Below are 12,721 nucleotides of genomic sequence, written 5' to 3'. Positions count from 1 at the left end.
TTTAAAAGTGTAGATTTGCAGAGCCTCCAAAAAATAGCGAAGAACCAAACTTATATATCTTTTCATCCTCATTGTGAGGATTAGTTAACGAAATATCATTGCCTACTGAATACCCCCCAAATACTTTCAGACTCTGCCCCGGCCAAAAAATAAGCTTAACACTCCCCTCTATTTCTCTTCCTGAGTATTCAAAAATCCCTTCAGAAGTAGTTAAAGAGTTTTTAGGAAATTTTTTACGAAACCGAGTTAATCGATAAGCCGCTCCTAAATCGCAAACAGAAGTACATTGATATTCCGCAGAAAAATTCACCGGATAAATACAATTTAAAGTGAGTTTATCTTCTGGCTTATAAGAAAACCCGAGTAAAGGCCAAGCTTGCTTATCATGCAATCCAACCTCATTAATTACTCCTATTACAACAGCAAATGCTTCCGAAGCATGATACTTTGAAGATAAAACGACCTGGTATACTCCAGATCCCATTTCGATATTTTCAGGATCTACCATTCCTGAAAAAAGAACAGACCACTGCCAATTAGTAAGAGCTAATGTATAGGCCCCTGCAGACAGTGAGACATACTGATAAAAAGACTTATCTTGGAAAGCAAAATATCCTAAAGCATGTGGATCTGTATTTTGCAAATCTTTAGAGCTCTTCCAAAGGACTTCTGCTCCTAAGTAACGAGCGGACACAAGAAATCCAGACATATCGGTAACTGGGAGAGTAGCGAAAAACATGGTATCTGTTTGTCGATACCCCAAAGACTGATTAGGAAGCGTTTTGAAATCAGCATTTTCTATTTGTAAGAACTGACTTTCAATAGAAAAAGCCTTTAGAGGAGGATTTCTATACTCATCTCGATCTTTACCACAAGCGTCTCCAACCATATAAACCGGCGTAGATAATAAATGCCCAAACAGAGTCATCGTGTGGAAAAGTATTTTAAGCATATAATTCCATAATAAAATTAGTGAAAGATCCCAGATACAGGGCTCTTTTTCTTTTATCAAATTGGATCTGTCGGATCATAATGCTTAATAAAATTTTTAGCAAACTGCATGTAAAATGCTTGAGAATAGAACTGATTGTACTAATAAATCGTTTAGAAAAACATTTTATCCAGTAAAATCTCAATAAAACTGATTAACTATAAATAAAATAGATACAATTTTTCGATTTTTTGTCAGAATATCTCCCGGATAGAAATTTTTATGCCTGCAATGCGGGCTTCATCTTACATAAAATGTGATTGAAAACATGCCCTCCACCGTTGCGCCTGTAAAAGGACCTGATCATTTTTTAAATCTTGTCTTTCCTGAAAGGGTTTTCGCTTCCTATATGAGCCCTTTAGCTCAGAAACATCCTAAGGCGGCACTGTATATAGCTTCTCTCGCAGGGTTTATTTTCGGATTACTTAAACTCATTACGTTTCCAGTACTTTGTGCAGCGGGTCTGTTCGTTTTTCCTATCAAAGGCATAATTTCTAGCTTATGCCATAGACGCTTGGATGCTTGTTCTGGATACATGCTAGCAACTTTCCTTTCCCTTTTTTCCTTAGCGCTTATCATTGTCGGTATTGTCAGTTGCGTCGCTTGGGCTCCTGAGTTTATTTTCCCCATAATATCGATCGGTATGGCTTTAGCCACCACAGAGACTTGTTTCCAAATTTACACGCACCTTTTCCCTGCTTTAGAACATAAACCTTCCTCTCCTCTCAAAATTGAAAATACGACAACAAAGCTCTCTCGTTCTTCATCCGCTCCCGATCTCAGTTGCCCGTCCCTATCTACACAACCTACTTCTCCCAATCAGTCTCTTTCTGCATACAAAAAATATTAAATTAAGATCTTAACCTTTTATTAAAAACAGTCTCACTAAAACTCTTATATTATCTTATAATAGTTCTGGTACTTAGCGTTTTTTGTTTTTTGGTAAAAATTATGGCCCCAATAACGCCAACAACATCGCCCCAGGTAAAGGGGCTTTTATCAAGGTTTTTGACAGCCCCTGATCGCCACCCCAAACTGCGCTACGTTTATGATATCTCCCTGATAGCTATCAGTATTCTCTGTATTGTTAGTATTATCCTGTGGACTCAAGGGTCCGGATTGGCATTATTTGCAATTGCCCCGGCTTTAGCTATTGGGGCTTTAGGAGTAACACTCCTTGTCTCAGACCTTGCCGAATCCCCAAAAAGTAAAGAAGTTGCAGATACTGTAGCGGCAGTCTCCCTCCCCTTTATTTTAACAGGAACGGCTGCTGGACTGATGTTCTCTGCTATTGCTGTAGGAGGAGGGGCTGTAATCCTAGCTAATCCACTATTCTTGATGGGCTCTATGACTCTAGGCTTTGCCTTAATGTCTTTGCATAAAGTGACTTATCAATATTTAAGCAACCGCTCACAATGGCAAAAACAGAATAAAATCAAACAGATTGAGTCAGCAGCCTGGGAAAACAAACTCCCTAAAGAAAGTAAAGAAAGCTCTCTACAAACAAGCGTTCGTTATTCCTCCCTCGCAAGGAAAGATAAAACTCGACGTAATAAACCCGGAATGCCCAACAAAGGGAGCCAAGTTCCTGCATCAATCGCAAACACAGAGAGATCTCTGCGATCTGAAGAAGTGCTCCACTCTCAATCTTTACTCCGCCAAAAAGAGCTTTTTCCCAACACTTCTAACATTAAGAAAGAGTTACCAAATACAAAATCGATCCTGCATACTCCATTAAACAGAAGAAGCCCTTCGGGGAGTGATTCTGATGACGTCTATTACACACCTCGGGCAGGTTTAAGTTCTGCTGAAACCTCTGCTCTGGGAGATATCTCGGGAATCAGCAGCTCCTCTACCTCTTCAAAAACGTCTACTCCTAAAGCAAAACGTCGTGTTGTAAGATCATCTCGAAGTGAACGGAATGCTCGTCATCACCGTAATAAAGAGGATCATAGACAAAATCAAGAAGAGTCTTCTGATGATGAGGACTCATCTCCCCTACCTAGCCCTAGAAGGAAAAAATACAGGTCTCGACCTAAATAATGGTGTTTTATAATTCATAAAAAAACCCTCTCCATAACTTTATGGAGAGGGTTTTATCACTGTATCGATATCGCAATCAATTATGCATCACGCATAGCTGCTAACAACAATTCATTCACTCTCTTAGGAGGAGCTTTCCCTTCTGTGCGCTTCATAATCTGCCCAACTAAAAAGCCCAAAGCTTTCGCTTTTCCATTTTTGTAATCCTCTACAGATGCTGCATTTTGAGCCACGACCTCTTTTACAATAGCGCGCAAAGCGTGATCATCAGTCATAGGTAATAATGAAGGATGTCTTCTCAGGATGTCTTCTGGACTTTCTCCGAAAGAAGAAACCATCTTATCAGCAATTTCTTTAGCAATTTTTCCTGTTATCACACCACGATCTATGAAATTGACTAGTTGCGCCACCCATTCAGGAAGAATTCCTGTAAATGGGAGCGTTTTCCCTGTCGCTTTACAACGGCCTGCAAATTCAACTGTAATCCAGTTAGAAAGGGCGCGATAATTCTTACAAGACATAGTCGCTGTTTCAAAAAAATGAGCTGTATGTCGATCACTCACAAGAATCATGGCAAGATCTTCGGCAAGATCGAAATCTGTAATATAACGCATATACTTACTATGAGGCAGCTCTGGCAATGTTTGACGAACTTCATCAATGTAAGATTCCGTAATTTGTAAAACAGGAAGATCCGGCTCAACAAAATACATATAATCTTCAGCGCGCTCCTTAAGACGCATCAGCACTGTCTTTTTCTTCTCTGGATCCCAACGATAGGTGGCTGCTGGAACAACCTTTTTAGGATCCTCATTTGGATGACTAAGATACTCCTCAATCTGTCGATGTTTTTCAGCCTCTAAAGCTTGCGCCATGAAAGTAAAGGAGTTCATGTTTTTAATCTCTACCTTATTTCTAAGTTCCTTACTTCCTTTTGGGCGAACAGAAATGTTCACATCGAAACGAACCGATCCTTCCTCCATATTACAGTCGGAAATACCGATATAGCTCAGAATAGATACTAAAGCATTAGCATAAGCCACGGCATCTTCAGCACTAAACATACAAGGTTTAGAAACGATCTCAATTAAAGGGACTCCTGCTCTGTTATAATCCACCCCAGCAAAATCCCCGAAATGTTTTAACATCCCAGCATCATCTTCTAAGTGCGTCTGCGCAAGCTCAAAGGTTTTTTCCTCTCCCTCTACTATAGCACGCACACACCCGCCTCTCACAATAGGATGCTCGTACTGGGTAATTTGAAAATTTCTTGGGCTGTCTGGGTAAAAATACGACTTTCTATCAAAACGGCTGAACAAAGCAACATCCCCTTCGACAGCACATCCAAATAAAACGGCCTTACGCACCGCATCCTTATTCAAGACTGGTAAAGCTCCCGGCATCCCCGTGCATACAGGGGAAATATTCGTATTAGGCTCATCACCAAAATGATTGCGCGCGGGACTAAACAATTTTGATGCAGTATTCAACTCAACGTGCACTTCCAGACCGATCACAGACTCCCATTCAGTATGTGCTATACCCATTTTACTCCATTCCTCCGTCAAAAAGTCCATTCACTGCTTTAGGATATAATTGTTTGATTTGCGAATGTTCTTGGAAACTATACCCTACCTGGCAAATTTGCTGATCCGCTCCTCTTTTCCCGATAAATTGCACTCCCAAAGGAAGTCCTTCCTTAGAAAGCCCTGAAGGAACTGAAATTGCTGGCAGATAAGCGAGGTTTACCGCTACGGTGTAAATATCTTGTAGATATAGAGAAACAGGATCAAGAACATCCGTATCTCTAATAGCGGGGGAAGCACATACAGGCATTGCAATCACATCGCAACATTCAAAAGCAGATTGAAAAGCTTCTATTAAAGTAGCTCGGACTGCTGTTCCTTTTTTGTAAAAAATATTTTGTCTTTCTGCAGAAAGAACATAATTCCCTAAAAGGATTCTTCGAGTGACTTCTTTTCCGAATCCTTCTTTGCGAGAACGCGCATACATTTCTTGCATATTGTCCGCCTGTGCACAACGGTGACCATAGCGAACTCCATCAAATCGAGCTAAATTTGTAGCAGCTTCCGCTGAAGCAACAATATAATACACAGGAACTGCATGCTTCAAAACGCTAAGATCTATATCAATGATACGACTACCTTGCCGCTCCATAACAGCAAGAGCTTCGAAAAAGTTTTCTTTACAGTCTTCCTGAAGACCATCTAAAAACCCCCTAGGGACTCCAATTAACTTAGGAACTTCCAGAGATAATGCTTGAGAAAACGTCCCTCTGAAAAAATCTCTTGTTGTTGCGTCTTTAATGTCGCGACCAGCAAAAGCATCCATGGCCAAAGCAACATCTTCAACAACAGTTGTCAACGGACCAATTTGATCCAAGGAAGATCCAAAAGCTACCAGTCCATAGCGAGAAACGGCTCCATAAGAAGGTTTGAACCCAACAACTCCACAAAAAGCCGCTGGCTGACGAATAGATCCACCTGTATCAGATCCTAGAGCAATAGGACAAAACCTTGCAGAAACTGCAGCTGCTGATCCCCCTGATGATCCCCCAGGGACACGCTCCAGGTCCCAAGGATTATTAGTATGTTGGAAAGCCGAATACCGAGTTGTAGATCCCATGGCGAACTCATCCATGTTCAACTTACCCAGCAAAATCCCATCTTCCATCTCAATACGTCTAACCACAGTAGCATCAAAAGGAGCTACAAAGTTTTCCAACATTTTCGATGCGCAGGTAGTTTTCACTCCTGTGATATGAATATTATCTTTAACTCCAATAGGGATCCCGGCTAATATACCTATTGGATCTCCCTTTGCGAGTTTATCATCTATACGTGAAGCTCTAAGTAACGCCCTTTCTTTACAGAGAGAAAGAAAAGATCCTATTTGTTCATCATAACTTTCTATACGATGATAAAAATACTCTGTTATTGCTGTAACTGAAATTTCTCTATTCACTACAGCATCTCTTAACTCTAAAGCACTCTTACGATACATAGCGATCCACCTTATTTGATAACTGTAGGGACTTTGACTAATCCTCCTAAAGACACAGGAACATTAGCTAAAAATTCTTCTCGGGTAAAATCTGAAGTTACCATGTCTTCCCTAAGATCCTCTGGGCCAACGAAATGATGCACCGTAGCTTCAAGAATGATATCCGAGATATCTATAGCGACTACCTCCTGCATTAAAGCTATAACATTGTTCATAGATGTGACGAATTCTTCTACGTGAGCCTCTTCCAATTCCAATGCAGCATTCTTCGCTAAAGAAATAATTTCTTCTTTATTTACATATGACTGTGTCATCTTCCATCCTAAACATGGTCCATCATGATCTTATACAGAATAAAATCCTTCGTACTTTTTTACACTAAAAACGCTCTTACTGAAGCATCTTTTGCTACAGCAAAACACGCCCTTGATGGAAAGAACAAAAAAAGACTTTATTAAATTGTAAAAAAGATTAAAAGTCGGAGTTAGGTACACGTCTACGTTGGAGAAACGTCATGCTTTGTAAAGTTTGTAGAGGATTATCCTCCCTTATTGTTGTTCTTGGAGCTATAAATGCTGGAATTTTAGGAGCAACTGGTTATAGAGTGAATATTGTTGCTCGCCTGCTTGGCGAAGGCACCATGTTAACACAAGCTGCCTACGTAGTGGCAGGAATCGCTGGGGTTATAGCCTTCTTAAACTTCTTTAAATGCTGCTTTAAAAAACGTCATAGCGACTGTTGCTCCTCTAAAGGAGGATGTCACCATCATACGGACAGAGAATAAACTTCTTTCTTTAAAATTACACTCTGATTTTTGCGTGTAATTTGAAGCACGAGTTTTTTATAAAACAAAGCCCTCCAAAGAAATTCTCTGGGGGGCTTTGTTTTCTTCATTAACAAAAGTGTTTATTGATTATCTAGTTCCTCATTCCATATCTTCATAAGCTCTTGAATTATCTGATCCCCATCGTTAATAAGCTCTTGGAAAAGCTGCTCCACCTGTTCAGAATTTGGAATCTGTTCTTGTGGCTGTGAAACAATGTAGTTGCGCATTCCTGCTACAAAACAAGCATACACAGAACTCCTCATTCCTTTAGTCACATGCATCTCTTCTACCTCATTTTGGGGAGGTACTCTTGGAACATCGTAATAAGAACGAGCGGAATTACGTGGAACGTCATATTCTCTGAATCGCGGAGTCTCGTAATTCAACGAAGATCTAGGAGGAACTTGATAGTGTTGTTGACTCACAGCAAAATCCCTACGCTCTTCCAATCCCATATCCATAACTTCATAAACCTGCTCAAAAGATTCCTGGACAGGCATCATCGTTTCATAAATATGTTCTGCCCCTTCTCCTTCAATAACAGGAACTCCTGTTCTCCAGTTTTCTACCCAAGGAATATTGTAATTTCCATCTGGGTCTCTCTCTATCCCCATCTCATCAGTAAACCTAATTAACTCTTCTGCCAAATTTAATTCTTCAGAAGACAAGTCCTTTTTAAGGGAATATTTGCCTTTGCGACAATCAAAGCAGCGGCGAATTGCCTCCCCTGCAGCAGCTAAACCTTGGGAAACACGAGCGGAAAGACGACGAGCACTTTCTCCAAAACTACCAAAAGAAAGCTCTAGATTCCGGCTTTCTTCTACAAATCGCCGAAAAGCTCGTTGCGCTTTGTTAGGTTCCTTGCCTTCTTTTATCCAACCTGCTTCCTTTAACGAAGCACGAGCCTCATCGCAAGCACTCTCCAGTTTTCTAAAACGCTCTTCTAGACTCTCTAACTGTGGAATAGACTGATTTAAAACAAATCGAGCTCGAAGCCCTTTTTGAATATTTGCAGACAAGACAGCATCCGAGAGCTTCTCCATGTCCAACCAAAAACCTGTATCAACCTCTGATAGTTTGCTCACACCTGGTCCATCGTAAAACATGGTATTTCCGACAGTGTATTCTCCAGGCAGTGTCCCCTTATACTTAGGATCACTCTTACCAAAAGGGTCGCGTAAAAATTTTTTTGCGGCCCCCATGTCTCGCAAATCTCTAGCTCTTTTTTCCCAATTTTTAGCTACCATTTGACAGTGTTCTATAGTTTCTCGATCAGCTGCTCCTCGTTTTTCTAGATTGCTAACATACTCTTTCGTGTAAGCTGCCATATCTTCAGCCTCATCGGCATCAAGCTTTGCAAAAAGTCCATCCATAGGAGGATTCCGATGCAAAACTCGATATCGCCAGAAGTCTGTGAACATGAGGCGTAATCCTCTTGATGCTGAAGGGGAATATTTTGTCCGAGCTTTGCCTGTTCTTTGCTCAGCACCAGCTCTTTGTGGAAAGATAGAGCCTACAGTATTTCTGACAGCTTCCCCCACTCTTCTAGCCAGACGTCCTAATCCTGCTTGCAACCGTCCAAATATTCCGCGAGAAGAATGCCCAGCCCCCTCTACACTAGATTCTCGATGAGCAGCTTCTTCTGTTTCTATAGATTTCTTTATTACATGCCTAGAAGACTCTCCGCTCTCTATTAAATCAGTGACATCCACCACAGAATAAGGGGAAACTGAATTTTCATCATTCGTTGACGGAGCCCCCTGTAAGGAAGAAGTAACTTTTGCATTAACCTTACTACTTGTTGAATCTGAGCTGTTTTTTTCACTCTCCCCATCTCCATTATGAGAAGGGATTGGATAATCGCTATGACCGCTACCGCCTACTCCCTTGATGCCCATAACAAACCAACCTAAAAAATAAAACAAACTTATTTTAATTTTAAAATTGGAATTAAAAAAAACGAAGGAAAAATAAATTATTTTTTAATAAAACTTGATCAACAAAACAAATCGTTTAATTTTATAGATCTTAACTAATTTCACTTTTTTTCGATTAAATAACGTTTTCACACCCTTATATTTAGAGACTTAGACAACACTCTTTTAGGAAAAGTCTGTAAATTATTACTTTTTTTTGACATAAACTCTTCTTTTAGACTCTTAAGGGTAACCCCATGCGACCAGATCATGTGAACTTATGTTGCCTATGTGCCACTATTCTCTCCCCAACAGCAATCCTCTTTGGTCAGGATGCGTTAGATAAATCCGCTCTTATTACTAAAAATCCTAACAGCATCGTCTGTACATTTTTGGAAGACTGCACCATGGAGAACTTTTCTCCTGCTCTTCTCTCTCATGCACGACAAGATGATCCGCTATACATAATAGGAAATACCCATAACTGGTTCGTATCCAATCTCCACCCCTCAACCAATGAAGAGCGGTTTCTTAAAGAAAAAGGCGATCTTTCTATTCAAGACTTTCGATTTCTTTCATTTACGGATTGTTCTTCCTCTACAGAAGACTCCCCTTCTATCCTCTACCATAAAAATGGGCAGCTATTCCTAAGAAATAATGGAAACATGAGCTTTTATCGCAATCATTCCGAAGGCTCTGGAGGAGCACTCTCCACAGACGCATTGTTCCTACAACACAACTATCTTTTCACAAATTTTGAAGAAAATTCTTCTGCAAAAAATGGCGGTGCCATTCAAGCTCAAACTCTTTCTTTGTCAAGAAATGTCTCTTCTCTTTCTTTTTCCCGTAATCGCGCAAATCTGAATGGAGGAGCTATTTGTTGCCAAAATCTCATTTGTTCAGGAAATGTTAACCCTCTCTTTTTCACCAATAACTCTGCCTTAAATGGAGGAGCTATTTGTTGTATAAATGAACAAAATCTCTCAGAAAAAGGATGCCTCTCCTTGGCATATAACCAAGAGACTCTATTTTCAGGCAATTCAGCGAAGGAAAAGGGGGGAGCCATTTACACAAAACATATGGTTTTGCGTCACAATGGACCCGTTTCCTTCGTAAATAACAGTGCTAAATTAGGGGGAGCTATTGCTATCCAGTCAGGAGGAAGTCTCTCCATCATTGCAGGGGGAGGCTCTGTCCTTTTCCAAAATAACTCCTGTCATTTCTCTGATCAAGGTACGGTAAGAAATGCGATTTACTTAGAGAAAAATGCTCTGCTCTCTTCTTTGGAAGCTCGCCATGGGGATATCCTTTTCTTTGATCCCATTGTGCAAGAAGTCGTAAGTCCTGAATTCTCTACTACCTCAGCTCTAACGCCTTTACGCATTCAGACAAACACAAACCGTGCTGTTATTTTTTCTAGTGAAAATCTATCCAAAGAAGAGAAAACCGAAGCCAATCTTATTTCTAAGATACAACAGCCAATCGAGCTGCAATCTGGATGTTTAGTCTTAAAAGACCGAGTCATTCTTTCTGCACCGTCTCTTTCCCAAGCCCCCCAAGCTCTCTTAGTGATGGATGTAGGGACTTCTTTAACAACATCTTCGGACTTGAAATTAACCACTCTAAGCATTCCTCTTCATTCTATAGATACAGAAAATAGTGTCTCTATCCAATCTCCAACTCTTTCTATCCAAAAAATCTTTCTTTCTAATTCAGAGCATGAAAATTTTTATGAGAATGTAGAGCTATTAAGCAAAGATCAAAAAGACATCCCTCTTCTCTCTCTTCCAAAAGGGTTGCCCCATCCAGATCTTCCTGATGGGAATCTTTCTTCTCACTTTGGATATCAAGGGGATTGGAATTTTTCTTGGCAAACATCCGATCAGAGAGAAACCTTAGTTGCTAACTGGACAGCTAATAGCTACATACCACACCCCGAGCGTCAATCTGCGTTAGTTGCAAATACTCTTTGGAATACGTACTCTGACATGCAAGCTGTACAATCCATGATTAATACAACTGCTCAAGGAGGAGCCTATCTATTTGGAACCTGGGGATCTGCCGTTTCTAATCTATTCTATTCACATGGCAACTCAGGAAAATCTACAGACAACTGGAAACATAGAAGTCTTGGTTACCTCTTTGGTATTAGCACGCATAGCCTAGACGACCACTCTTTCTGCTTAGCTGCTGGACAATTATTCGGGAAATCTTCAGATTCTTTTGTTACGTCTGCGGACACCACTTCTTATATAGCAGCTATACAAACACAAATAGCTACCTCTTTAATAAAAATCTCTGCACAGGCCTGCTATAATGAAAGCATCCACGAACTAAAAACAAAATACCGCTCTTTCTCTAAAGAAGGTTTCGGTGCATGGCACAGCGTCGCGGTATCCGGAGAGATCGGTGCATCCATACCTATTGTATCCAATGGATCTGGACTTTTTAGTTCTTTCTCTATCTTTTCTAAACTACAAGGATTTTCAGGAAAACAAGATGGCTTTGAAGAAAGTCGGGGTGAAGCTCGGGCCTTTGCTGATAGCTCGTTCACTAATATTTCGCTTCCTGTAGGAATAGCATTCGAGAAGAAATCTCAAAAAACTCGAAACTACTACCACTTTCTAGGAGCCTACATTCAGGATCTAAAACGCTGTGTAGAATCGGGGCCCGTAACGCTACTCAAAAATTCAGTTACTTGGGATGCTCCTATGGCAAATCTAGATTCGCGAGCATGGATGTTCCGCCTCACGAATCAAAGAGCTTTACATAGATTCCAGACACTTGTGAATATGTCTTATATGCTACGTGGGCAGAGCTATAGTTACTCTTTGGATTTGGGAACTACTTACAGATTCTAGTCTACTACCCCAGTCTCACTTGCATTTTTATGAAAAGTCTTAGAGATTTTTTCCCTAAGGCTTTTCATTTTCCTTTAAAGAAAGATATTAGGTTCTGTTACAAAAATGTCTCAAGGCCACCGCATCAGCAAGATTTCCGATTCCCACCTTTTCTCGGTATTGTGCAAATAAGTCTTCTTGCATTGCAGGAGAGAATAATCCATCAACTTTACCATCGCTAGAATCTAACATTAATCGCATCCACGTAATTGATGAATTCTCTAAAGCCGCATTTAATTGCCGCTGATCTCCAGGAGAAAGCGTTTCCCCAGCAAGAAGCATATTTTCCCAGCACACTCCGGAGAGATGCACCGCATAGCCTGTAATCAATATCCCATGCAAACGTATATGCTCCTGCATCCATAAACCGAGTCCTGTTATTTTTCCTTCAACCCACTCTTTTTCTGCACAACAGCAGCAACAAAGAAATCGTTTTACTTTACCCCAACACCCCACTTTATGGCATCTTTTCCGATTTTGATGATAAATCTTAGCACTCTCTGTGTGCTTTGCTACAGCTAAGCATACGCGCACCGAATAAGAGATCGCATCTAAAAGAGGATCTTGATTTACTTCTTCAGAAGATGATCCAGAAGCCTCTGAACGAAGAAGCCCACAACCTTGTAAGGGACAAACCATGTACTCACCTTGACTTTATGAAATAGAAAACAGCTTTTTTGATGACCCCAAAAGATCTGAAAAAGGCTATATCCCTTCTTATTATTCCTTGTCTTAGAAAGAGATTTTTCAAAGACATGAGTAAAAGGATCTAAGAAAAAATAATAAAGCCAGCTAGGATCTCTCAAGGCCCCCACAATTATCATTAACAATAAACTTCAAATGGAGATGAGCTCTTGCTTCTACCTTGTCTGTCATCAAAATAATCCATCCCATTGTTCGCAATGTTTCTAGTGAGCAAACCACAGCTGAAATCTTTCAAGTTCCTTAGCACTCCGCTTAGCAATCTTTATGACCCCTAAACCAAAGTATTGAAACGATCAAATCAGCTAAATTCAAAAAA

The 12,721-nt window shown here is 40.4% G+C and carries 10 protein-coding genes; 4 read left to right on the top strand and 6 right to left on the bottom strand.

Translation table 11 applies throughout. From position 1 onward, the window contains the following. Position 1: 1 nt before the first annotated feature. Entirely contained in the window at positions 2-952 is a 951-nt protein-coding gene (locus TC_RS01390) for a hypothetical protein (protein ID WP_010230005.1), read from the bottom strand. Positions 953-1,259: 307 nt separating this feature from the next. On the opposite strand from TC_RS01390, the gene TC_RS01385 reads away from it, so the two are divergent. Then, positions 1,260-1,841 carry a DUF5422 family protein gene (locus TC_RS01385; protein WP_010230002.1) on the top strand — a complete coding sequence of 194 codons (582 nt, stop codon included), beginning with the start codon at positions 1,260-1,262 and terminating at the stop codon, positions 1,839-1,841. A 101-nt stretch (positions 1,842-1,942) separates the two neighbouring features. Continuing rightward, positions 1,943-3,034 (top strand): IncV family inclusion membrane protein, encoded by a 1,092-nt coding sequence (locus TC_RS01380; protein ID WP_029589508.1) that lies wholly within the window; start codon positions 1,943-1,945, stop codon positions 3,032-3,034. An 80-nt stretch (positions 3,035-3,114) separates the two neighbouring features. Here TC_RS01380 and gatB read toward each other — a convergent pair whose 3' ends face one another. From gatB to gatC, 3 genes are read right to left on the bottom strand one after another with little or no spacing between them, the layout of a single operon-like run. Beyond that, positions 3,115-4,581 carry an Asp-tRNA(Asn)/Glu-tRNA(Gln) amidotransferase subunit GatB gene (gene gatB / locus TC_RS01375; RefSeq protein WP_010229997.1) on the bottom strand — a complete coding sequence of 489 codons (1,467 nt, stop codon included), beginning with the start codon at positions 4,579-4,581 and terminating at the stop codon, positions 3,115-3,117. Position 4,582: 1 nt separating this feature from the next. Then, complete coding sequence (gatA, locus tag TC_RS01370; RefSeq protein WP_010229994.1) at positions 4,583-6,058, bottom strand: Asp-tRNA(Asn)/Glu-tRNA(Gln) amidotransferase subunit GatA; 1,476 nt, start codon at positions 6,056-6,058, stop codon at positions 4,583-4,585. 11 nt (positions 6,059-6,069) lie between these two features. Further along, a complete protein-coding gene (gatC, locus tag TC_RS01365) occupies positions 6,070-6,372 on the bottom strand; it encodes an Asp-tRNA(Asn)/Glu-tRNA(Gln) amidotransferase subunit GatC (protein ID WP_010229992.1) in 303 nt (100 codons plus the stop codon). Positions 6,373-6,572: 200 nt separating this feature from the next. On the opposite strand from gatC, the gene TC_RS01360 reads away from it, so the two are divergent. Next, positions 6,573-6,842: a DUF378 domain-containing protein gene (locus TC_RS01360; RefSeq protein WP_010229989.1), complete on the top strand. Its 270-nt coding sequence runs from the start codon at positions 6,573-6,575 to the stop codon at positions 6,840-6,842. Positions 6,843-6,964: 122 nt separating this feature from the next. Here the strand turns inward: TC_RS01360 and TC_RS01355 are convergent, their stop codons facing one another. Beyond that, the gene (locus TC_RS01355; protein WP_010229986.1) at positions 6,965-8,782 is read right to left on the bottom strand and encodes a type III secretion system early effector TepP; all 1,818 of its coding nucleotides are present in this window, start codon (positions 8,780-8,782) and stop codon (positions 6,965-6,967) included. Between the two features lie 275 nt (positions 8,783-9,057). Here TC_RS01355 and TC_RS01350 point away from each other — a divergent pair, with 275 nt between their 5' ends. Then, a complete protein-coding gene (locus TC_RS01350) occupies positions 9,058-11,661 on the top strand; it encodes a polymorphic outer membrane protein middle domain-containing protein (RefSeq protein WP_010229984.1) in 2,604 nt (867 codons plus the stop codon). 87 nt (positions 11,662-11,748) lie between these two features. Here the strand turns inward: TC_RS01350 and TC_RS01345 are convergent, their stop codons facing one another. After that, positions 11,749-12,339 carry a hypothetical protein gene (locus TC_RS01345; protein WP_010229982.1) on the bottom strand — a complete coding sequence of 197 codons (591 nt, stop codon included), beginning with the start codon at positions 12,337-12,339 and terminating at the stop codon, positions 11,749-11,751. Positions 12,340-12,721: the final 382 nt, after the last annotated feature.

It is taken from the genome of Chlamydia muridarum str. Nigg, from assembly GCF_000006685.1.
GTDB classification, from domain to species: Bacteria; Chlamydiota; Chlamydiia; order Chlamydiales; family Chlamydiaceae; genus Chlamydia; species Chlamydia muridarum.
Note: the sequence above shows the minus strand (reverse complement) of the source record. Positions and strands in the feature narration are given on the sequence as shown.